This window comes from Vallitalea okinawensis (assembly GCF_002964605.1).
GTDB classification, from domain to species: domain Bacteria; phylum Bacillota; class Clostridia; order Lachnospirales; family PQDH01; genus Vallitalea_A; species Vallitalea_A okinawensis.
On the sequence record NZ_PQDH01000002.1, the window covers coordinates 615,210 to 637,407 of the forward strand.

Below are 22,198 nucleotides of genomic sequence, written 5' to 3' on the forward strand. Positions count from 1 at the left end.
ATCCCTACAAGCACAACTTTTTTTCCTTATAATTCCAACTTCTTCTGTATTCAAATGCAATTTAGTAGGAAGCTTTACAGCACAAAAAAGATACCTAACCATTTGGCTAGATATCCTTATACATCAAAAATTTACTGTACCTCTCTATTGATTAACAAAAGCATTAAGTCATCCGCTAATCTCTGTATACTATTAGTAGAATTAGCTACTACAAAAATACCTGCTTCTTTATTCTCATAAAATCCGATATAACTGTTAAAACCACCTGTTTGCCCATTATGCCAAATGATTGATTCGTCTATTTCCTCTATGTCATCGATAATCCAGTTCATTCCTATCTGACGATACTCATCAACTTGAAATAAGGGCTCTTTTGATGCAGTTATAGAAGGTAATGATTCATTTATGAGGGCTTCAAGAAATAACAACATATCCTCTCCTGTAGAACGAATTCCTCCTGCTGCTACAATGCCTTCCTCCAGTATCCAAGGTGCATTTTTCATCCCAATTGCAATATTACCAAGTCGTTTGTAGCTTCTAAAACCATCTGCATAAGAAGTGATCTTATCTTGATGGAACGAGACAGAAGTGTTTGTCATCCCCAAAGGTTTGGCTATAGTTTTTTGCAATAACTCATCATACGTTCTCTGATGAATTTCAGTTAAGCACATTCCCAAAACACCAACGCCATAATTAGAATATACCCAGTTTTCACCTGTAGGATTGACTAAAATTGCTTCTTCCATATACTCATACATCTTTTCTTTTGTTACTATCTTATATGGATTACCTCCAGTCATTCCTGAAAGCCATGCATTAAACATAAAACCAAAAGACTGCGGTAATCTAGGTAGCCCTGATGTATGGGTTGTTAAGTGTTTCATTGTAATATTTTTAAAAACAGGATTGTTTCCCATTTTTGTTGTATCTAAATACATATCCACTGTATCATCAATAGATACTATTCCATTCTCTACTGCATCAGCAAGTAAAATACCAGTGAAGGTTTTGGTTATGGATCCTACTTCAAAAAGAGTCTTTTCGTTAACAACCTCATAATTACTATAATCTCCATATCCATATGTAAATAAGTATCTATCACTACCATCAACAATACCAACAACAAGCCCAGGTAATTGATTTTCATCAAGAAAAGTTCTGATAGTATCTTCATATGCTTGAACAGACACATCTGGTCCTTTTTGCAATACCAAATCAGGTATATCTCTAACACCGATATCCAATCTCAATGATATGAAGATAAATACACCAACAAATAAAAGTATTAAACTATTAATTCCCGCTTTTAATTTGAGTCTATCAAAAGATATCTCTTTAAGATCTTTTTTCTTTTCTCGCTTCTGTTTCATTTGATTTGCAAGCTTTTCAACATTCAATAAGTTATATAATCCTTTAATCACTAACACTATTGCTATTGCCAAATAAAGGAAGGTTATCATAAAATTCATTAACTTTAGTCCTTTCTTTTTTACTTTACATCAATACAACTGTGACTATTTTATTATTGCATATAATTCTAAAACTGTCTATTCTTGCACAAAAGGTATTTATCTCTCCAACATAAGCTACAGTAGTAGCTTCATATGATGTCTTATAATATTGTATAACAAGTTTTCCCAATTCTATTGACATCCATTTTAGACAATTGTATAATATCTTTAAAGTATTTAAGAAGGAGAAACAGCCTTGATTAATAGAAAAAAGTTACCAGACGCAGAATTTGAAGTGATGAACGAAATATGGAACAATGCATCACCTATAACAACCAATGTTCTTATGAAGAAGCTAGGAAAACAAAAGGAATGGAAGGTCCAGACGCTGATTTCTATGCTAAACAGACTGATTAAAAAAGGATTTCTACATTCAGAAAAAAATGGGAAAGAGCGAACTTATGTGCCTTTAGTTAAGAAAGAAGACTATTTAAAATATGAAACCGAGAACTTCATTAAAAGATACCATGAAAACTCAATCGTAAATCTTGTTAATACGTTATACAGTAATAAAAAACTTAAGGAACAAGACATCGATGAACTCTCAACTTTGCTCAAAGAATGGAGGGATTGATGTGGCGTCTTTTATAACAACTTTACTAACAACTTCTCTTTCTATGAGTGTTGTAGCATTATTATACATCGCATTGCATCCTGTATTGATAAAACAATATACTGCTAAATCAATTTACTATGGCTGGTTAATTATACTTTTGGGACTAATTATACCCTTTAGACCACATTTTAGTAAAGCCCTTATTCAGATAGATCCTGCATTTGTGGATTTTATTAGTACTCCTAATGTCAATGCCCAAATGGATTATACCACAAATAGTGTTATGAATCATACAAGTATCATAAACCATTCGTTTGAAATTCAGTGGCCTCAAATTATTTTTTTTGTTTGTCTAGCTGGTTTTGTACTAATGATGGTCTATCATATTTGGAAGCATACTCTATTCATGAAGTCAATCAATCGATGGAGTGAAGATATTCTCTCCACTCAAATAGGATGCTTAACCGAGTCTTTGAAAGAAGAAATGAAAATATCTAGAAAAATACATATAAAAAATTGCCCATGCATCTCCACCCCTATGCTCGTCGGTTTTTTTAAACCTACAGTATTATTACCCTCAGTTGATTGGAGTTCTATAGAGACATCACTCATATTAAGGCATGAGCTGATTCACTATAAACACAAGGACCTCTTGTATAAGGTGTTTATGTTGATAGTTATCGGGGTTCATTGGTTCAATCCAATAGTCTATATCATTGCCAATTACGCCAGTAGGATTTGTGAAATATCTTGTGATGAAAAGGTAGCGCATTATTTAAATAGAGACAGTCGAAAACTATATGCTGAAATAATTATTAACGCCTGTAGGCAACCAAAAAAATTTCAAACAGTATTGTCAACAAACTTTATTGGAGGTAAAAAAACCATGAAAAACAGAATCCTTTCTATAATGAATACAAAGGAAAAGAGATTTGGCTTGCTTATACTTTGCTTAATTTTTGTAGCTACGATAACAACTGGGGAAGTATTTGCAACTGATAAAACCGACCTCAAATCAGATTCTAAGGCAATCGAATCTAGAATGACTGAACAAGCGAATGTAAGCATGGAGCAAAAAGACAATGATACAGTCAAACATAAAATTGCTATCTATGAAAACTACGGTTTGACATATGATGAAGAACAGGATATGTTCTTCTATAATGGAAAAACAGTGAAGTATTTTTATGATCAACTCAACGCTTCAAATAGTTATTACTTTATCATGCGTCCCAAAGGTGAAATAAGCCTAAAAGCTCTTCGTAATGAAGTCAATGAATTAACAGGTATAACTGTTATTAGCAATCACGAAGAAGACAATCTATCACAACAATTCTTTAGCGAAAGCAATAGTAGTCAAACCGCTATACATGAAGAAAAATCTGTGTCGCATAATACTGAAAAAGCTCCTTTTGAATCCAGAACCGATAAAATAGCAAAGGATTGTTATCCCTATAAAGCATATGGGTTAGCTTATGACCCATCATCCGATATGCTTTATTATCAAGGTGAAGCTGTTTATAGTTTTTTTGATGAAATTGACACGAATCGTTATTTTTTTATTACCCGTCCAACAGGGAGCATATTTATTAAAGCTCTTCGTAATGAAGATGGTCAATTAGTAGGTATTGACTATGCTAGTGCAGAAGAATATGAACAATTGTTTGGTCCAGTAAACCAATAAACGTATTTTATTTCTAACTTAAGGGATGTATCAATGATGAAACTTATTTCTGATACATCCCTTATTTCCCTTCCATATTGCTTTCTAAACTCATCGATTGTCATACTTGTACAATTTCTCTTTGATAAGCATCGGCATAGGAGTAGCCTATTGCTAGATGCTTTTGTATTCTTTTTACTCTCCCGGACCTTTATATTGTCTATATTTGCTTTTAGTCTTAGTGCTAAACATTCGGATAGCATCATTAGGACAATTATTGATGCATCTGAGACATACACTACAGTTATTATTTGTTTTTACTGGCTGTCCTTTTTCAGCTATATGCAAATTATTTGCAGGACATAATCTAACGCAGATACCACAACTCGTACATATACTTTCATTTATATGAATACCATATTTGTCCATTGCTCCTCGCCATCCACCTCTGTGCATTTTACCAGTTACAACATTAAATAAATCTCCACCATCATAGTGTTTTTCATTTTTTTCTATTCTTTGTACAATTTTTTCAATTTTTATTAGAGCTCTTTTTTTCATCTTTGCGATTTTATCGTTATTTGGTATTTTAAATAGCGGAACTGGAGTGTCAAAATTACATGGCATAATTATTACATTTCCCCACACTAATTCAGCTCCAATTCTTTCACAAAGTGGCTTTGTTATGATTGCCCCATCTGCAATATACATAGCTGCTGTCATTATGCTAAATGCTCTTGTATTTATTTTAAGGTTTATACCTTCAAGTTTGCTTAAATACTCATCATATACTTTAGGCATGTCACAACCATAGCCTGGATATAAAAAACCTATGATATCCGATTTTTTAAACTCATCTATTAATTCTGCAGCTTCAATTTCTTCAATTGAAAACATATTAACATCATGATCTTTTGCAATTAAACTGCTCTTTAGTTTTTCCGCTACCCAAGCTGTATTTCCTGTTCCACTGAAATATAGTCCCGTTATTTTCATATCAACTCTTCCTTTTTATCTCCATAATCTCTTTAAAGATGTTTGCACATATATTTACATTAAATAACGTATTATTTTTCTATTTAGATAATTATACTAAATCTAACAACCTTTTTTAACTTTCTATGTTGTCAGACCCAATGGCAGCTGGATTAAATCCTTTAACCATCAACCATATTGCTAGAAAAACTTCATTCAACATTATTTGAGAGTAGCCTATACCTAATATTAACATTGGAATAATGTTATTTGTCAATTCCATTAAGTTCACTATTAGTAATAGTATCACTGCAATGACACCCCAAACTGATATCCACCTGGGAATGATTTTTGATTTATACAATAAATAATAAAACATGTAAGCACTTATGATAAAGATGTAAGTATGACTTGTATAAACTGAATCTCGCATGCCAAATAATACATCATTGGAAGCCAAAAATAAAATCCCAGCAATAATCATAAGTGATCCTTCAATGATTTTTAGCAAGAGGTAGCTTACAGTTACTCTATTGTTGTATGGTTTAAAGATTGGAAACATTAGAACAGAAATACCGATAACTGCAATACCACTAATCACCTCAAAAAGCATCACCAATATTTTTGATTCTATTAAAGTACTAGCTAAAACACAATATGCAATTAGTATAAGTACACCTACTATTATTGATGTTTTTCTCTTCTTTTTCATTTTGCTTGTAATATTATTCATATTTTATACCTCCCAACGACATTTTCACAACATGGTCAAGTATGATAAATAGATAGCACAAAATAATTCTATGCTTATATTTAATATTAATAATACTTAATTTAATTGCAGCTATCAGTATCCATGAGAATATCAGCAACTTTTTTAATGCCATTAACTCTCTTTTGATGACTTGAAAGTCTTTGCATATTCTCTTTATAGGATTCATTATTCAATATCTGTTGAATTTTATCTCTAATCTCATCTGGGGTTACACTATTTTTACTTTGCATTATCCCAGCACCATTTCGCTCAACAATTACTACATTCAGTCCTTGTTCCATATGCAATGGGATGCCAATTATCGGTGTACCAGATTCAATTGCCGTTTGCACACTTCCTTGTCCTCCATGAATAATTGCTATATCAACCATTGGCATTATTTTGTGAGAAGGTAAGTGCTCCACCACTAGAATATTGGAATTTGACTGATTAGCAAATTTATGGACCGTACTGCAGATGATAGCTTTTGCATCTAAGCTACTTACAGCATCATAAACTTTACCAAGGACATCTGATCTTCCCGATGTCAATGCTACATATATCTTGGGTAAATTCGTGTCAAGGAACTCATGTATTTCACCTGAAACATCACCGAATAACTTTGCAAAAATAGCACCTCCATATTTCAATTTATAATCATATGAATAGTACTTTTTGTCTTTATGTGACGGAGCCCAGTTTTCCAGCTCAGCTTTAGGAATTCCCAAGATCTCTGGTACATCTGTTACTATATTGATATCTCCCATCATCATTTCGGTTATGCTATTAAAGGGCTTAAGATTATATTTTTTTGATACCTTATTAAAGGATTTTGTACCAAGCTTTGATCTATAAGCTATCTTATTGACGTACGAAACAAGCCATGTTTTTGGAATAAGGTCAAATAGTTTTGAATCAGGCAATAGTGTAGGTACTAACATATTACGTTCAAATACCGGTGGAACAAATGAAGCTAAATGAGTAACTGCCAGTGGGATACTAAGTACTCTTGCAGAAATACTACAGGATAATGTGAAACCAGTTAATAACGTGCTAATATTCTTTTCTTTAAAGAATGAAATTTCATTTTCAACATGAGTTGTCAATTCTTCAGTAGAGTAGAACTCAGTTAAACCTTTTTCACCTGTGTTTGTCTTAACAAATTCACGTGCTCTTTCATTTGTAACATAGGGCTTTACAATATGATATGCAATCCCTTCTTCTTTGAAAATCCACTCGTAGGGTCCACCATGAGTAGCCATAATAACATCTATATCTCTTGACTTTAGCTCCTTGTAAATGGCGATCATACGAGAAGTCTCTGATAGATAGGCGCAATTTGGAAATGTACAGATTTTCAATAACATACCTCCATTCCATAATCAAGATTCTCTAAAGCTATACCAACAATCACTATCACTTTAATATTTCGAACTAATAAAGTTTTCTATTACAAATCGCAATTCAATATCATTCTAGCGGAATTTCTTATTCTTATCATGCTTTCAAGATCTTCACAATGTTTGATTTATTTTAATAGACCATTGGTCTGTTTATACTTTTATTATAGACCACCAGTCTGTTATTGTCAAGATGATTAATCTTTCTAATATTCATATCCTCTGAATAAACTTATCACTTAATAAAATAATCATCCCATATTTTTATATAAAACAAGGGTGTATATCAGAAATATAACTCAGTTTCTAATACACACCCTTATTCTATATTTTATTCAACTTCGTAGTTCTTTCTATACTGGCCAGTAGTCATACCTGTCCAGTTCCTAAAAGCTCTTTGAAAAGCATTGGCTTCAGAGTAGCCTATAAGAAATGCGATATCATCATTGGAGATACTCTTGTCTTTCAAGTAATTTCTGGCAAGCAGTTCTCTTGTATGATTAAGTTCCTTAATGAATGTGGTGTTCTCACTTGATAGTTTTCGTTGAAGAGACCTAATACTTAGGGCGAGTTCTTTTGCAACTGACTCCACATTAGCTTCTCCAGCAGGAATTAGTTCAAACAGAACACTTCTAACTTTTGCAGAAAAAGAATCATCAATTTCTATTTCTTTTATACGTTTAGTGAGTTCTGGTTCCAAGTAACTCCACATAATATTGTTTTCAGTAAGGAATGGTTCTAGGATATCTTCCAAACGGAACTCTAAAACATTTATACTTGATTGGGTAGGTTTGATACCAAAGAATTTTTCAAAAGCACCCTTACCATAATCATGAACTGAGGCAACCTTTATAGGTTTAATATCCAACCCTGTTGCTTTTCTAATGATATTGACCATAAGGACTTGCTCACTTAATACTGTAATTCTTGGTAATTCTACGCTACCATCATCAAACTCATAGGTTAAGCTTAACTTTTCATCATCCGTCTCTACCCTCAGTATAAAAGGTCCAATTAATTTCTTATACTTTGATATTCGTTCAAAGCAGTGCTTACCATCTTTTGAACACATGGCTGCAAATAATGGTGGTACAAACATCATTATCCGGTCGATGTTACTGTGTTCTATAATCTGATGGTCATCCACCATCCTATCAATGTTATTCATCAATAGGATATATTGCTCTTTTGATATTGTATAACCATCCTTATCCACTGCATTTACTGGAATGCCTGACTTCTTAAAAATTAACTCCATATTCAAGCCAAGAGATTCCAAATGTGCCTTATATGATTCATCAACCAAATAAAAATTACTCAATCCATTCACCTCTATATACTTCTTGCAATACGATCAAACATTCTGTCTGATAAAATTCTTCTTAAGAAAACTGAAGGTTTTGCGCCAAAACCTAGAAGATATCTTGTCTTTGGTTTTCTGGCTGTAGCAGCTTTAACAATTGCATTCGCAATGATTTTTGGGTCTGAGAGACTATTACCGCTATACATTTTTTTCATGGAATCAGCTGACTTGGATGCACTCTTCTGGTATGCTCCACCTTTTGAAGCTTTTTTAAGGTTATCAGCTGCTATAATACCCCAATCTGTCTTAATTCCACCTGGCTCTACTAAAACTACATCTATTCCAAACTCTTCAACTTCCAAACGCATACAATCACTAAGAGCTTCTACTGCGAACTTTGTTGCATGATACCATCCCCCAAAGGATGTGTATATCTTTCCGCCCATGGAAGATATGTTAATTATTCTTCCAAATTTATTCTTTCTCATATAAGGTAACACTAATTGACTCATTCTCGCAAGTCCAAAGACATTAACTTCAATCTGCCTTCTTGCTTCTTCCATTGGAACATCTTCGATGGCACCGTATGAGCCATATCCAGCATTGTTTACCAATATATCGATTCTACCTTCTTCTTTAACGATGGCATCTACACAGTTTATCATGGACTCTTCAATAGTTACATCAAGTTGAATAGTTTTAACGCCTTTACTAGCTAATTCTTTCAACTTTTCTACTCTTCTAGCAGCTCCATAGACGGTAAATCCTTTATTCTTAAGCTCAATAGCTGCATCAAATCCAATACCACTACTTGCACCTGTTACTAACGCTACTCTTTTACTCATTTCTTTTCCTCCCTGATTTTTTTATCGTTAACTTATAATGCTATTATAACCGGAATAGAAAAAGAATTTAATTACAATGAGCGCCAATAAAAATACAATTTACGCCAATAGTTAGTGATATTCTATTCAGTAATGAAAAAGAACACCTACTATATTACAGAGATGCTCTTTACCAGATATGTTCATAATCGTACTATATTTTAAATCTAAATGACGCTTAAACCTGCTTTTTTACAATGGTATAGTCATCTCCCATACGAAAATAAGGACAACTGTCATGCTTACTGTATCTAATCCTCCCTATATCATCTTGATCCAAATTTATAGAACAATAGTATTCATCTGTTTCTCTATCATATGTTAAGTATAGACAATAATCACATTGACCTTTATTCATTAAATAACATCCTTTCAGCCGCTTTTCTCATCGCATCACCATCATTCTACTTTCTAATAAAGATGGTGTCAAGTAAAGTAGATATTTATTTGGGGTACAAAAAAAAGTGCCTCATAATAAACGATTAATCATTTACTATGAGACAACTTAAATATACTCTCTTAACTATTAAGACTTAACCACTCTTCCATAACTTCATCTAGCTCATTTCTTAATCTCTCTTTCTTAGAATGGAGTTGACTAAGCTCATCATAATGTAAACTTGAGTCAGTCATAGCTAAATCAATTTCACTTATCGCATCTTCAAGATTTTCCACCATTACTTCAGTTTTAGCTATTTTTGATTCTCTTTTTTTACTTTCATCAATGTTTCTTTGTTTCTTTACCTTCTTTTTCTTTACTACTGGCTCATTAATAACAGTAACATTTAAATCTTCTTTTGCATTTTTGTAATAATCATAATTACCAGAATAACTATTGAAAGCATTACCTTCAATAGCAATGACTCTTTCACCTATTTTATTGATAAAATATCTGTCGTGAGAGATGAAAAATATAGTTCCTTTAAAATCTTCAAGTGCTTCCTCAAAGGTTTCTATTGAGTTTATATCAAGATGATTAGTGGGTTCATCCAGTATCAATAGATTAATATCTTCAAATAATAGTTTACCAAGTTTTAATCTTATTTTCTCTCCTCCAGATAAATGTTTTACTTTCTTAAAGACACTACTTCCATAAAACATAAATTTGGATAGGTATTCACGCGCTTTTCCCTCTAGTATAGAAATATCTTCACGAAAACACTCAAGTACAGTGAGTTCCTCATTCTTAAAGCTTATTTTTTGTGGTAAATAGGCAACTTTTGTATTTGCCCCTAATCCTACTATACCCGTATCTGGCTGCTCTTCTCCCAAGAGCATTTTTAAAAATGTTGTTTTGCCACTACCATTTGGACCAATAAGGGCAGCTCTTTCACCATAATTTATGAGTACATCTGCATTGTTAAACAGTTCCTTATCTTTAAAGCTTTTAGTGAGTCCAATTGATTTGATGGTTTCATTACCTGAACGCTGTGTAGCATTAAAAGATAATTTCATATTCTGTCTCTTAAAAACTGGTTTCTCTACTCTCTCCATTTTATCAAGTTTTATTTGCACACTTGCAGCTCTTTTAAAGAATTTATTGTTATCAGCTCTCATTGCCCAGTCTCTTAATTCCTTTACAGTCTTTTCCATGGAGTTGATCTTCTTTTGTTGTTCTCTAAAATGCTCATATTGAATACGCATATTTTCTTCTTTTTGATCAACAAATGCAGAATAGTTTCCCTTGTATGTTATAGCTTCCATATCCTCGATTTCTACTATCTTTGTCACAATATTATCAAGAAAATATCGATCATGGGATACAATTATAACAATTCCTTTATAGCTCTTAAGATACTCTTCAAGCCATTCAATTGAATCCATATCTAAATGATTTGTAGGCTCATCCAGCAATAATATATCCGGATTATTGATTAGAAGCTTGCCAAGTACCACTCTCGTTTTTTCACCACCGCTTAATACGCTAAACTGCTTATTTAAGAGGCTATCACTAAATTTCAAGCCAGTGCAAATTTTACTTAATTTTTCATCTGTATTGTATCCACCTTTAACTTCATATGATTCAACGTATTCACTGTACTGTCTTAAGGCTTTTTCTAAAGATTTTCCCTCTAAAGATTTCATTTTTTCTTCTAAATCACGCATTTGATTTTCTATGGTATAAACTTCCTCAAATGCTGATTTCAAAACATCCATTACCTTTAAATGATGATCATATTGTGGTATTTGTTCTAGGTAAGCACATTTGTATTCTTTACGAAAAGTGATAAATCCTTCATCATATCCAGGACTTGTAGCTCCAGGATAACCGACACAGTAATGCATAGGCTCTTTGCCTGCTATTAGTTTAAGAACAGTACTCTTCCCACATCCATTTGCTCCTACTATACCAACTTTTTCTCCTGTTTGAACTTGGAAAGTTATATTTTTCAAAACAAGAGTTGCATCCATATATTTCTTTACGCCATCTAGCGATAATTCTATCATAAAAATCCCTTCTTTCTCATAATCTAAGTTATGCATTCTACAGAAGGACTTAAAAGGTCTTATCTACTCGTTTTTATATTCTACACCATAAAAAAGACCATAAGAAGATTCTATCTTCTTACAGCCTGAAAAATTTCAATAAACATTATAATATCTTGATTTAGGTCTTTAAGCTTCACATCGATAAACTAAAACTATACATCATCATTTAACAGTTCGGTTCCACACATAGGAACTTTTTTAATCTATCAGTTGTGAAAGTTTACACGTTTAAATCATCATATGATCTCATTAACTTACACCAGAATTTCACTGGTTTAATAGCCCACAATGATGACAAATGAATCCTACCAATTATAATATTGAATTCAGTAAAGTAAGTTACCTTCTAATTGCCTTATTCCATAAAGAGCATAACAATTAAACCTAAATACAATTAGTTTAACTCATTATAAAATACATATTAATTTTAAATCTTAATTAATATTAGCAATTTGCTGGTGTCATAACTTACTTTCCCCTTTCAATAGTCAAAATTTACTTTATTATATCACCTTTAATACTTTCTGTAAACAAAGAATTGCACGATCCTTTTCCTTTTCTAGTCTAATCAGATTATTATACCGTTACGTTTGAGGGAACCAAAACACTATTAAAATTGCATATGAGGTACTCAATCCAATGAGTTTTTTACCGCCCACCCTAGAGGGTAGTTATGGTTAGTACTATTTTTTCCAGCTATGCTTCTTCTCTCTTCTTCCTTCCCCCCATAAATCGCATGGCTATTCTCACAAAAAACCTCATCAACCTACTATCAAGATCCTGATGAGCATTTTTTAATTCTTTTCTTATCTGAATATTCTGAGGGCAGTGTTTCTCACACTTTCCACATTCTGTGCAAAGATCTGCACCAGACTTATTCCCACCAATCATACCGACTGCCCGACCAATGTATTGAGCTTGCGCCATTCTACCACCAAAGAAATACTTACTATTATATTCACTAAATGTAGAAGGTATATCCACACCAAATGGACAAGGCATACAGTAGTTACACCCCGTACAAGGCACTTTCATGAGGCTTTTATATATTTCCTTAACTTCATCAACAATCCTAATCTCTTCTATAGACATACAATCTGGAGTTGTCAAATTTGCAACCTTGATGTTCTCTTCTATATGTTCATCAACATTCATCCCACTAAGAACCACACCAACCTCTTTATGGTTCCATATCCATCTAAGTGCCCAATATGCAGGTGATCTATTTTCCTTGTATTCTGCGAATTTTTCTTTTACCTTGTCTGGGGCCTTTGCGGCTAAGTTTCCTCCACGTAATGGCTCCATGATAACAACACCAATTCCTTTTTCATAAGCTTTCTTCAGTCCCGCAAGTCCAGCTTGATTATACTCGTCTAAGTAATTGAACTGTATTTGACAAAACTCCCAGTCATAATCTTCAAGGATTTTTATGAATTCTTCAGGTCGACCATGAAAAGAAAAACCAATATGCCTTATCTGACCACTTTTTTTCTTTTCTTTAATAAAATCAAGTATCCCAAATCTCTTAAGTCTTTCCCACGATTGTAAGCTGTCTAGCATATGCATAAGATAGTAGTCGATGTAATCCGTATTAAGTCTTTCAAGTTGAGTATCAAAATACTTCTGAATCTGTTCAGGTTTGTTAACTAAGAATGAAGGAAGCTTATCAGCAATATAAATCTTATCCCTAAGATTATGCCTATTGATGAACTTACCTAACATGACTTCACTTTTGCCACCATGATAGGGATAGGCTGTATCATAGTAGTTAACTCCATTTTGAAAAGCATATAACATTTGCATCTCAGCTTTTTCCTCATCAATCCTTCCGTTTCTAGTAGGAAAACGCATACAACCATATCCTAGAACTGATAACTCTTCACTGCCATCTACCAATTTCCTATATTGCATCTCATAACCTCCTATTTGAAATATCAATACGTTTTTCAATATCATCTCCATAACGCATTATTTTCCCAAAGCTACCACTTAGCGCACTTTAGGCCAATATGTACTACATGCTTCTTTTACTAAAAAACTCTCTATTTAGTTGACACAGTGTCATTAATTGCATTATACGCTCTAATCGACACCGTGTCAACTATTTGTTGAAAATTATTAATAGCTATGATACTATATTCACTAGAGGTGAGATCATGAAATTTGAACGCGCAAGAACTAATGAGCAAATTCAAGAAAGAAAAAAAGAGATCCTGAAAGCATGCTCAAAGCTTTATGATGAGTCAGGTATTGATGGCGTGCATTTCAAAGCAGTAAGTGAGATAACAACTTTTGTGAGATCCACAATATATACTTATTACAAAACAAAAGAGGAATTACTTCTAGACCTTCTTCTTGAAGATGTTAAAACTTGGTCCTCGGATGTAAGTTCAATTTTAGCAAAATACGAAATATTATCAAAGGAAGCTTATTGTCGTGAATTAACAAATACTTATGTTAATAATACACGCATGCTTGAACTACTATCTTTACTTTATTCAACAGTAGAGAAAAATTGTAGTTTAGAAAAACTGACAGCATTCAAGAGTGAGTTAATGGCCCTGATGGAACCATTAATTACTAGTATATATAAATACTTTCCTGATGCAGATGATGAATCCATACAAACATTTTTATATAATTCATCATGCTTTGTTTCCGGCTTATATCCTTCAACGAATATGTCTGAAAAACAAAAAGAAGCCATTAAAAAATCTGGTATCCCATATCCATCTGTTAAATTTAGTGATATGTGTTACAAAGGATTGTTAGCATTAACCTCTACTCTCTAGCTAACATGTAAACAAATAAACGTAATTACCTTTTAACAAAAATTTATTATGAATAAAGAGTCCATAACTTTTAAGTGATATACATCTCTTTTATAGGGAGTACTTCAAAGTTTGGGCTCTTTTGTTTAGATTCATGATCTATGTTTATCTAGCTATTTGCTTGTATTATTTCCTTTAAAGAAATATCAAAATTCCGATATCTGGTTTTACTTTTCTCTCCTTTAAATCGTATTGCATTACTTGGACAGTTTTGTGTACAAGCATAACATCTAATACATTTTCCTTCAAAATTTACTTTTCCATCTACTTTAATATTATCAACAGGACAAACTCTTTCACAGACTTTACATAGAGTACAGTGACTTTCTACCTCAAAGAGGCTATCACAATCACCAATTTCCTTTCGATAAGCTTGGTAACCTAATTTTGAAATTTGATGAATGACAACATTGCCACAACCACGATTGCAAGCTTTTCTTTCAACATCACTCTTTATTACATCAATTTGTTTATTAACCTGTTTTTTTACTAACCCTTTAATCTGTTTCTCCATGTCATAATGCTTCAATGAATTATCCACCATTTTTACTTGGTTAGCATAGTCAATCTTTATCCCATTTTGTTTTGCAATGTCAATGAATTGTTTTGTTCCACCTAATGCAACATTACCATATGTCATGATAGCAAAAGTATAGCTTGCGTTCAATTGAATGGAGCTTAAGAATTCCTCAACAACTGTTGGGATGCTTGCCCTATAACAAGGAAAAACAAAACCTATTACATCATCTTCAATAGATGTATTTCCACTTTTCATCACTTTTGGGATAGAATAAACTTCACCACCAAAAGATTTAGCTACCATTAGTGAATTTCCAGTAGCAGTAAAATAAAACACCTTCATCTCCTTCACCCTTTCGCGACCATAGTTACACACTTGTAACACTTTGTTTTTGTATTATAATCCTAATATATACAGAGAGTCAATGGTTTCAAATGAAGTTACTCACTTGAAGGAGATGTGTGTAATAATGCAACAAGGACAAATCCACCCAGCTGCATCTAGCATTACCTGAATCGAAATTGACTTTAGATCAACCTTCTTTCTAAAAATGAATTATATTTTTTAAAACATAATTCAAATAAATTTATCTAATACTAAGGATACATTAATAAAATTAAGAGGTGGATTATGCGAATAGGTTTAGTTTTGTCAGGTGGCGGTGGAAAGGGAGCTTATCAAATAGGTGCATGGAAAGCTTTCGAGGAGTTTAAAATTAACTTTAATGCTATATCAGGAACATCCATTGGTGCAGTTAATGGACTGCTTATGTCATCAGTTGATGTTAACAAAGCAACAAATATCTGGTTGAATTTTGAGGAGAAAATAGGTATTGATTCAGCAACATTGATATCGGATCTTACTTTAAATGACTATAATTCTATCTATACAACCTTTATGGACCCAAGTTTCTGTGAACAGCTGGTCAAATATAAAGGTAAGGTTAATGAAACACTAATAGACGAAGGTATCAATAAACTTTTGAACACAGCAAACAAATGTGAAAATTTATACGTCTGTTCAACTCAAGTTAAAAAAAGTCCAAGTGGAGAATTTTTTAATATCATGAAATTGGATAAGGAAAATGCTAAGAAAGCTATATTATCATCAACATCAATACCAATTATATTTAGTGCTGTAAACATAGGTAATCATAATTATTATGACGGAGGAATAACTAACAATGTACCTTTCCAACCTATCATACAAAGCGATTGTGACCTGATAATTGCTATTTTATTAGATTTAAAAGACATTAACATGTTTAAACTTAATACACCAGTACCGATTATTCCGATTGTACCATCACAACAATTAGGTGACTTTAAAACTGGTGTATTAAATCTAAGAAGAGAAGCTGTAGAGTTGAAAATGGAATTAGGGTATACTGACACATATAAACTTTTGAATAGCATGAAAGGTTTAATGTGTTAAGATAATAAAGCTTAAGAGAGTGTTAGAATTCTTGGGATACAAGATTTTAGCACTCTCTTCAATTATTGTTCTAGTTTCTTAACAAAAATGAATTTTTCTTCATATTATAAACTACCTATATTATTCTAGGAGGAAATTTTTTGAGTGAAGAAATTTCAATCCCACAAAACCTTTTAGCTAAAGCTAAAAGACTTAATCCATATGCCTCGTTACCCAAAAAAGCAGGAGAAGGTACTATAAAATCAAGCTATTTTATTGGTGACATATCCCAAGGTGACGTATTTTACGTCGCTACTGCTAAATCTCACGATGGAAGATTATATTTGATATACCATAAGGTTGATCAACCGCTTGTTGATTCAGTACCCAACATTCTATTAAATTCTCCCTACTTATTTATGACATGGAATGAAAAGGGCAGAATTATGGAATGGGCTGCGGGTCAATCAAAATAATCCGTCACAAGAAAAATGACTAACGTCACGTTCCAAGTATGTGTAGGAAAGTATGGTTCCATGGAAGCAAAAAGCAGTACTTACCTATATTAGTATAGAAGTGGCTATCACCACGTTAAATTGGAATAGGAAAGGTCGCCTTTGCGACCTTGTAGTTTTCTTCCTATCAGCACTCATCTGCTCCTTCATAAAAAGCAATTTTTTTATCGATCTTGGATATATTATCTTGGAGTTCTTCCAGTTGTCTCATCATTTTTCTTTTATGATCCATAAGAATCTTTTTTCTGTCATCTATCGTTTGATCCCCAATAATGCTTAATCTAACAATCTCTTTGATTTCTTTCATTGGCATATTCGTTTTCTTTAAACAAGTTACAATATCAAGCCATGCAATATTCTCTTCACTATATATTCTTCTTCCACCACTATCACGTTCAATCGGTGGTAATATCCCTTCTTTTTCATAGTACCTTAATGTATGAGCTGTAATTCCTGCTATAGTAGCAGCTTCATTGATTTTATACATAGGACCAAACCTTTCATATTATCTATTAACCTCTAACCACTATTATAGTATATTACCCAATACAAAATAAAGGCTTAACTAGATTCAACGTCTAATCAAGCCCTCATTTTCTAAATTAAAAAGTTCCTTTAATTTCTCCCTACGCATCTTGCATTGTATCTGTAATTATTATTTGTCTTAGTGAAACTGCTTGAGGTAATTCATATGCAAATTTAATTGTTGTTGCTACATCGTCAGCTGTAATATTGACAGCACCTACCGATTCTTTCCAGTCATTGTAGGCATCAATGATATTTGGATCCGTCGTATGACCAAGTAACTCTGTAGCAACGGCCCCAGGGTTTACGGATAGGACTCTTACATTGTGAGCTGACATTTCTCCCCTTGCGACAGCAGTTAAACCAGTTACACCATATTTACTTGCGCAATAAGCGGCATGGTTTCCAAATGGTTGCACCCCTGCAATTGAAGATACGTTTATGATTGTACCGGATTTTCTTTCCTTCATATCATTCATAACAATTTTCATACCGTTCATCACACCAAGTACATTAACGTCGAGCATCTTTTTCCACTCCATAGGATCTTGCTCCTCAATACTTCCAAGTAACATAACACCAGCATTGTTCACTAACAAATCAGTCTTTCCATAAACTGCTTCTGCTTCACTAACAGCTAACTCAAAAGCTTTTGCATCAGTTACATCTACTTTTCTACACATGGTATTGGGTAGGTTCATCTCTTCCATCTTTTCAACTCTTCTAGCTAATAAGAGTAGTGGATATCCATCAGCTGCAAACTGTTTAGCCATTGCCATACCAAATCCAGAACTTGCTCCAGTAATAACTACTAATTTTTTCATTATGTTTCCTCCATTTTCTACAGATTATTTGATTATTTACGTTCTTTTTCTTGTTTGAATTCATTGTACAACTTTGAGTTAACTCTAAGTCAAGAGGTAAATTCTTTTTTTAGTTAGACCTATTGAAAAGTTCTCAAATCCTACTTGCGTAGCTACATCTGTATTATTTTTACAATGAAATGATGTTTTAGCCTTTTTAGAGCAAAGGGAGCTTTCCATTAACGATATACCCCTCCTTTGACAATTAGATAGTCTGAATGATTATTTTAAGATAAATCATATTTATCCTAAAAAGAGCCAACTGAATATTCAGATGGCTCTTAATTGCTCTACTTATTAATCTGGAGTTGCAATAATTTTTTCATGTTCCTCTATAGGTACTTTATTCATAAAATCCTTTCATCTCTTATAAACATAACAAAATCCACTCTACCTGATTCACTACCAATGCTCTCTAAATTATCACTTTTATACGCTTTTAGAGGCAAATTGTTTTACAATATATTGTATGTTTATTCATAAAGCTTGTTAGATTAGTATTGTAAACTGTGACATTCCTTACTAGTCAGTATATGGCGGCAGCTCATATCTGCATGGCTGCTCTACAACTCTTGGATCTTCTTCCCTAACTAAAATGTCAATAAGTTGTTTTGACAATTTTTCTTTTATGTTTTGATAAGATGTGTCATTAGCCACATTCTCAGTATAGAAAGGATCATTTTTCAAATCATAAAGTTCCTCTTTTGGTCGCTTATCAAAACAAAGATCATATTGTGTTTTGTAAGTTTCATTTTCTCTATTACAGACCATCCATGCTTTCGTAGGACCAGCGTCCATATCAGCATGAGTAACGAATGTATCTTCTTCTATCTGTTTATAAGTAAGTAGGTTTTCTTTGGTATCAATTCCTTTTGGAGTACCCATAGGCCATCTATCTGGCTCAAAATTTAAGATGTATAGATACTCTTTAGTATGAATAGCCCTTTGTGGATAAGGCAGTTTTCCTTCCCTAGCGCATGCTACATGCCTTTCTCTACCAGTAACCACAAATGTTCTATCTTGTTCTATTTGACCGCTTACTCTTGATTTAAGAAGTGGCATTAAACTTCTTCCGCTCATTCCTTCTGGTTTTACTACGTCTGCTGCCTCTAAAAAAGTTGGTGCTAAATCCATGATATTAACAAAATCATTAATAATTCTATTCTCACTTATATGTTTGGGCCACCTGACAGCAAGCGCAACTTCACAACCTATGTTGTATAGATTACATTTAGAACGGGGCATTCCTGGAACCCCATGATCGCCACTGACAATAAACAGTGTTTGATCTAACTCACCAATATCCTCTAATTTTTTAATGATAGCGCCCACTGCACCATCAAATGCCATAGCTTCACCTAAGTAATCAGCGAAATCCTCCCTGACATCTTCTACATCTGGAAAAAAAGAAGGCATCTTTCCTTTAAGTTTCTCTGGATCCAACCCCCATAGAGCTTTTCCTGAACCTCGTTCCCACGTTCTATGAGTATTTGTCGGTCCACACCAATAGCAGAATGGTGCCCCCTCCGGTCTATTGTCAAGGAAATCTGTAAAGTTCCCTTTAACTTCATCAAACATTACCTGCATAGCTTTTTCTTTACCTATTTTTTTAGATAATTTTGATACTTCTTGAGAAAATTGCCCAAATCTTGTACCTCTACTGTTGTAGGCTGTTCTTTTGGCACCATAAGGAGCATTTTCTTCTTCGCCAGGCGCCCAAACCTTATAAGAATGACCAATATGCCATCCATTTTTCTCTAATTCCAAGGGGTAAGACGGTATGTTTTCATCCCATTTTGCCCCTTGTAAAATAGCCCCCATTCCCGTCTGCCAAAAATATCTTCCTGACAAGACTGAGCTTCTACAAGGCGTGCATGTAGGTGCTGGAACAAATGCATTATTAAATAAAGCACCTTCTCTTGCAATCCTATCGATGTTCGGTGTATTTATTAAACTGTTTATTGAGTCTTTACCTTCCATATTTTTATAGATGCTGGCATATTTACCCCAGTCATCTGCAAATACAAAGACAATATTCATCTTCTATACCTCCTATGTTTATTTGATGTTTTAACCATCTTCACATTGTCATAAGATTCAACTCTCCAATTAGTGGAGAGATTATGTTTAAAACTTCATTAGTAAGCAATTAATAACTCATCTCTGATAGCTATCATAGTAATTGTTTTCATTTATACAAAGAAAAACTTTTATGGCTATTATTGACCATAAAAGTTTCTATATATCATTAATTATTAAGTGCTTACTTGTTTGCTAAGAACTCATCTACCTGTCTTTGTAATTCTTCAGTAATTACATTAGTTCCAGCTTCTTTTGATTCAGTTATAAATTCTTCTACAAAACTATCTGCATCTGGTCCTAAGCCCACTTCAATAACTTTGTTATATTCATCCCAAACTCTGCTTCTTCCAGCAATCTCTTTATCAATGTTCTCTGTATTAGGGAAAAATCCATTTAATGGTGAAGAAACATTTTGCTCAAGTGCTGCAAACTCAGCCTCTCTTACCCAGAATCCTTCTGAATATGATGGGTTAGCTCTGAAGAACTGTGGCTTCCATAGACCCCATTGTCCGCCCCACTCCATGTAGTTTGTAGATGATCTTGTCATATCCCCAGGATAAACAGCTCTACCATTATCTAATTCATATGTAAGGCCTTCTATTCCGTATTGAACCATATCATATAGTTTTTGATCCGTTTCTAATAATTCTAGGAACATTAATGTTCTTTCTGGATTTGCTGAATTAGCATTGATTGCAACAACATTTGCAAGTGGTGTTCTATCTGCGTATTTATTTTCTGGGTATAATAGAGAAACCTCTATTTCTGCACCCTCTTCTTCAATTGGATCATCAGCATAAGCCCATTCATGCCAAGTTGTTTTGGTAATCATCATTCCTTGACGAATTAATGTATTAGCATCCAAATCATCTATAAGAACGTCTTTTCTTATAATTCCACCATCTTGCCATCTTTTAGCGTATTCAGCCATTTCCTTATAAGCTTCAGTTTGTTCTACAGGAATAACCTTGCATTCTGGATCATTAAGATCAAATACATAATTTTGGAATCCAACTTCTGCTAATTCATATTTAGCAAGAAAAGTTTTAATAAATGCTCTTTCCTTTATGTATTTTTCAGGATATGCTTCTTTTAGTTCAAACAAGGCTTCATCCATTTCTTCTACTGTAGAAACCTCATCTACTGGAATATCTAAGCCTGCAGCATCTTCCAAGTCGCTTCTCCAATAGAAATATGGACGTTGGTTCATACTCATTGTCCAAGGTAATGCAACGATTTGACCATTTGATGTTGCTGCTCCCAAAGTACCTTGTTCCATATAAGTATCATAAAGGGTAGGTGCATACACTGGCAATAAGTCTGTTAAATCCATATATGCGCCGTTGTTTACCATCTGTGAATAACCCAGCCAGTCGCCATCAAAATTCATATCCCAGTCATCACCTGATGCTGCTAAAGTATTCATCTTTTGAACATAGTCTGATCCAGCAATAAATGTGGTTTCAATGTCACAATTAAGCTCTTCTTTATATTCTTTAGCAATAGCATCCCAAACTGTATCTGTTTCAGATCTCTTGTCCCCAAAAAATATAAATCTTAATGTTGCATGTTCTAATTCACTATCCGCTTCATTACTTTCAGCCTTTTCACTCGGTGTTGCATCACTCTTAGATGAAGTATCCTCATTATCAGAATTCTCACTACAACCTGCTAGTACAAAAATCATCATAAGGACTACTATTAACTGTATCACTACCTTAGATTTTTTTAACATATAACCGCTCCCAATTTTAAGTTTTTTTGTTGCATATCTCCCATTAATCTCTTAAGGGGATCGTACCACATATCATTAGAATATATCATTTATTTAATTGATATATCATATCCATAGATTATCATAAGGCTTCATATTTGTCAATTACTTTTTTGGTTATTTTAGCTCTTTTTATTTT

The 22,198-nt window shown here is 33.3% G+C and carries 19 protein-coding genes; 5 read left to right on the forward strand and 14 right to left on the reverse strand.

Features of this window, described 5'->3' with window-relative positions; genetic code table 11:
• Window positions 1–131: 131 nt before the first annotated feature.
• Window positions 132–1,469, reverse strand: a complete 1,338-nt coding sequence (locus tag C1Y58_RS07805) for a serine hydrolase domain-containing protein (RefSeq protein WP_105615451.1) — start codon at window positions 1,467–1,469, stop codon at window positions 132–134.
• A gap of 238 nt (window positions 1,470–1,707) precedes the next feature.
• Here C1Y58_RS07805 and C1Y58_RS07810 point away from each other — a divergent pair, with 238 nt between their 5' ends.
• Both C1Y58_RS07810 and C1Y58_RS07815 read left to right on the forward strand, forming a co-directional pair.
• Window positions 1,708–2,085, forward strand: a complete 378-nt coding sequence (locus C1Y58_RS07810; RefSeq protein ID WP_105615452.1) for a BlaI/MecI/CopY family transcriptional regulator — start codon at window positions 1,708–1,710, stop codon at window positions 2,083–2,085.
• 1 nt (window position 2,086) lies between these two features.
• Window positions 2,087–3,751 (forward strand): M56 family metallopeptidase, encoded by a 1,665-nt coding sequence (locus C1Y58_RS07815; protein ID WP_157950011.1) that lies wholly within the window; start codon window positions 2,087–2,089, stop codon window positions 3,749–3,751.
• A 174-nt stretch (window positions 3,752–3,925) separates the two neighbouring features.
• On the opposite strand, the gene C1Y58_RS07820 is transcribed toward C1Y58_RS07815, so the two are convergent.
• From C1Y58_RS07820 to C1Y58_RS07855, 8 genes are all read right to left on the reverse strand, one after another.
• Window positions 3,926–4,726, reverse strand: a complete 801-nt coding sequence (locus C1Y58_RS07820) for an EFR1 family ferrodoxin (RefSeq protein WP_105615454.1) — start codon at window positions 4,724–4,726, stop codon at window positions 3,926–3,928.
• Between the two features lie 115 nt (window positions 4,727–4,841).
• Window positions 4,842–5,438 (reverse strand): DUF4386 domain-containing protein, encoded by a 597-nt coding sequence (locus C1Y58_RS07825; RefSeq protein WP_105615455.1) that lies wholly within the window; start codon window positions 5,436–5,438, stop codon window positions 4,842–4,844.
• Between the two features lie 101 nt (window positions 5,439–5,539).
• A complete protein-coding gene (locus C1Y58_RS07830; RefSeq protein WP_157950012.1) occupies window positions 5,540–6,820 on the reverse strand; it encodes a nucleotide disphospho-sugar-binding domain-containing protein in 1,281 nt (426 codons plus the stop codon).
• Between the two features lie 370 nt (window positions 6,821–7,190).
• Window positions 7,191–8,180, reverse strand: coding sequence for an AraC family transcriptional regulator (locus C1Y58_RS07835; protein ID WP_157950013.1), 990 nt, complete (start codon window positions 8,178–8,180; stop codon window positions 7,191–7,193).
• 11 nt (window positions 8,181–8,191) lie between these two features.
• Window positions 8,192–9,007, reverse strand: a complete 816-nt coding sequence (locus C1Y58_RS07840; protein ID WP_105615458.1) for an oxidoreductase — start codon at window positions 9,005–9,007, stop codon at window positions 8,192–8,194.
• A gap of 217 nt (window positions 9,008–9,224) precedes the next feature.
• The gene (locus C1Y58_RS07845; protein WP_105615459.1) at window positions 9,225–9,404 is read right to left on the reverse strand and encodes a DUF6472 family protein; all 180 of its coding nucleotides are present in this window, start codon (window positions 9,402–9,404) and stop codon (window positions 9,225–9,227) included.
• 161 nt (window positions 9,405–9,565) lie between these two features.
• Complete coding sequence (gene abc-f, locus C1Y58_RS07850) at window positions 9,566–11,494, reverse strand: ribosomal protection-like ABC-F family protein (RefSeq protein WP_105615460.1); 1,929 nt, start codon at window positions 11,492–11,494, stop codon at window positions 9,566–9,568.
• A gap of 738 nt (window positions 11,495–12,232) precedes the next feature.
• Window positions 12,233–13,447 (reverse strand): aldo/keto reductase, encoded by a 1,215-nt coding sequence (locus C1Y58_RS07855; protein WP_105615461.1) that lies wholly within the window; start codon window positions 13,445–13,447, stop codon window positions 12,233–12,235.
• A gap of 245 nt (window positions 13,448–13,692) precedes the next feature.
• Here C1Y58_RS07855 and C1Y58_RS07860 point away from each other — a divergent pair, with 245 nt between their 5' ends.
• The gene (locus tag C1Y58_RS07860) at window positions 13,693–14,328 is read left to right on the forward strand and encodes a TetR family transcriptional regulator (RefSeq protein ID WP_105615462.1); all 636 of its coding nucleotides are present in this window, start codon (window positions 13,693–13,695) and stop codon (window positions 14,326–14,328) included.
• Window positions 14,329–14,476: 148 nt separating this feature from the next.
• On the opposite strand, the gene C1Y58_RS07865 is transcribed toward C1Y58_RS07860, so the two are convergent.
• Window positions 14,477–15,229, reverse strand: coding sequence for an EFR1 family ferrodoxin (locus C1Y58_RS07865; RefSeq protein ID WP_105615463.1), 753 nt, complete (start codon window positions 15,227–15,229; stop codon window positions 14,477–14,479).
• 288 nt (window positions 15,230–15,517) lie between these two features.
• Between C1Y58_RS07865 and C1Y58_RS07870 the strand changes: the two genes are divergently transcribed.
• Both C1Y58_RS07870 and C1Y58_RS07875 read left to right on the forward strand, forming a co-directional pair.
• Complete coding sequence (locus C1Y58_RS07870) at window positions 15,518–16,321, forward strand: patatin-like phospholipase family protein (RefSeq protein WP_105615464.1); 804 nt, start codon at window positions 15,518–15,520, stop codon at window positions 16,319–16,321.
• 140 nt (window positions 16,322–16,461) lie between these two features.
• A complete protein-coding gene (locus tag C1Y58_RS07875; RefSeq protein ID WP_105615465.1) occupies window positions 16,462–16,776 on the forward strand; it encodes a hypothetical protein in 315 nt (104 codons plus the stop codon).
• 166 nt (window positions 16,777–16,942) lie between these two features.
• Here the strand turns inward: C1Y58_RS07875 and C1Y58_RS07880 are convergent, their stop codons facing one another.
• The 4 genes from C1Y58_RS07880 to C1Y58_RS07895 all read right to left on the reverse strand — a co-directional run bounded on the left by C1Y58_RS07880 (window position 16,943) and on the right by C1Y58_RS07895 (window position 22,020).
• Window positions 16,943–17,302 carry a MerR family transcriptional regulator gene (locus tag C1Y58_RS07880; RefSeq protein ID WP_105615466.1) on the reverse strand — a complete coding sequence of 120 codons (360 nt, stop codon included), beginning with the start codon at window positions 17,300–17,302 and terminating at the stop codon, window positions 16,943–16,945.
• 139 nt (window positions 17,303–17,441) lie between these two features.
• Window positions 17,442–18,164 carry an SDR family oxidoreductase gene (locus C1Y58_RS07885; RefSeq protein WP_170311550.1) on the reverse strand — a complete coding sequence of 241 codons (723 nt, stop codon included), beginning with the start codon at window positions 18,162–18,164 and terminating at the stop codon, window positions 17,442–17,444.
• A 561-nt stretch (window positions 18,165–18,725) separates the two neighbouring features.
• Window positions 18,726–20,243: a sulfatase family protein gene (locus C1Y58_RS07890; RefSeq protein WP_105615468.1), complete on the reverse strand. Its 1,518-nt coding sequence runs from the start codon at window positions 20,241–20,243 to the stop codon at window positions 18,726–18,728.
• A 223-nt stretch (window positions 20,244–20,466) separates the two neighbouring features.
• Complete coding sequence (locus tag C1Y58_RS07895; RefSeq protein WP_105615469.1) at window positions 20,467–22,020, reverse strand: extracellular solute-binding protein; 1,554 nt, start codon at window positions 22,018–22,020, stop codon at window positions 20,467–20,469.
• Window positions 22,021–22,198 lie beyond the last annotated feature (178 nt).

Coding starts and splice junctions, on each gene's coding strand:
- C1Y58_RS07865 (WP_105615463.1), bottom strand. CDS start 15,229: ATGAAGGTGTTTTATTTTACTGCTACTGGAAATTCACTAATGGTAGCT.
- C1Y58_RS07855 (WP_105615461.1), bottom strand. CDS start 13,447: ATGCAATATAGGAAATTGGTAGATGGCAGTGAAGAGTTATCAGTTCTA.
- C1Y58_RS07805 (WP_105615451.1), bottom strand. CDS start 1,469: ATGAATTTTATGATAACCTTCCTTTATTTGGCAATAGCAATAGTGTTA.
- C1Y58_RS07895 (WP_105615469.1), bottom strand. CDS start 22,020: ATGTTAAAAAAATCTAAGGTAGTGATACAGTTAATAGTAGTCCTTATG.
- C1Y58_RS07845 (WP_105615459.1), bottom strand. CDS start 9,404: ATGAATAAAGGTCAATGTGATTATTGTCTATACTTAACATATGATAGA.
- C1Y58_RS07885 (WP_170311550.1), bottom strand. CDS start 18,164: ATGAAAAAATTAGTAGTTATTACTGGAGCAAGTTCTGGATTTGGTATG.
- abc-f (WP_105615460.1), bottom strand. CDS start 11,494: ATGATAGAATTATCGCTAGATGGCGTAAAGAAATATATGGATGCAACT.
- C1Y58_RS07860 (WP_105615462.1), top strand. CDS start 13,693: ATGAAATTTGAACGCGCAAGAACTAATGAGCAAATTCAAGAAAGAAAA.
- C1Y58_RS07840 (WP_105615458.1), bottom strand. CDS start 9,007: ATGAGTAAAAGAGTAGCGTTAGTAACAGGTGCAAGTAGTGGTATTGGA.
- C1Y58_RS07825 (WP_105615455.1), bottom strand. CDS start 5,438: ATGAATAATATTACAAGCAAAATGAAAAAGAAGAGAAAAACATCAATA.
- C1Y58_RS07890 (WP_105615468.1), bottom strand. CDS start 20,243: ATGAATATTGTCTTTGTATTTGCAGATGACTGGGGTAAATATGCCAGC.
- C1Y58_RS07880 (WP_105615466.1), bottom strand. CDS start 17,302: ATGTATAAAATCAATGAAGCTGCTACTATAGCAGGAATTACAGCTCAT.
- C1Y58_RS07870 (WP_105615464.1), top strand. CDS start 15,518: ATGCGAATAGGTTTAGTTTTGTCAGGTGGCGGTGGAAAGGGAGCTTAT.
- C1Y58_RS07820 (WP_105615454.1), bottom strand. CDS start 4,726: ATGAAAATAACGGGACTATATTTCAGTGGAACAGGAAATACAGCTTGG.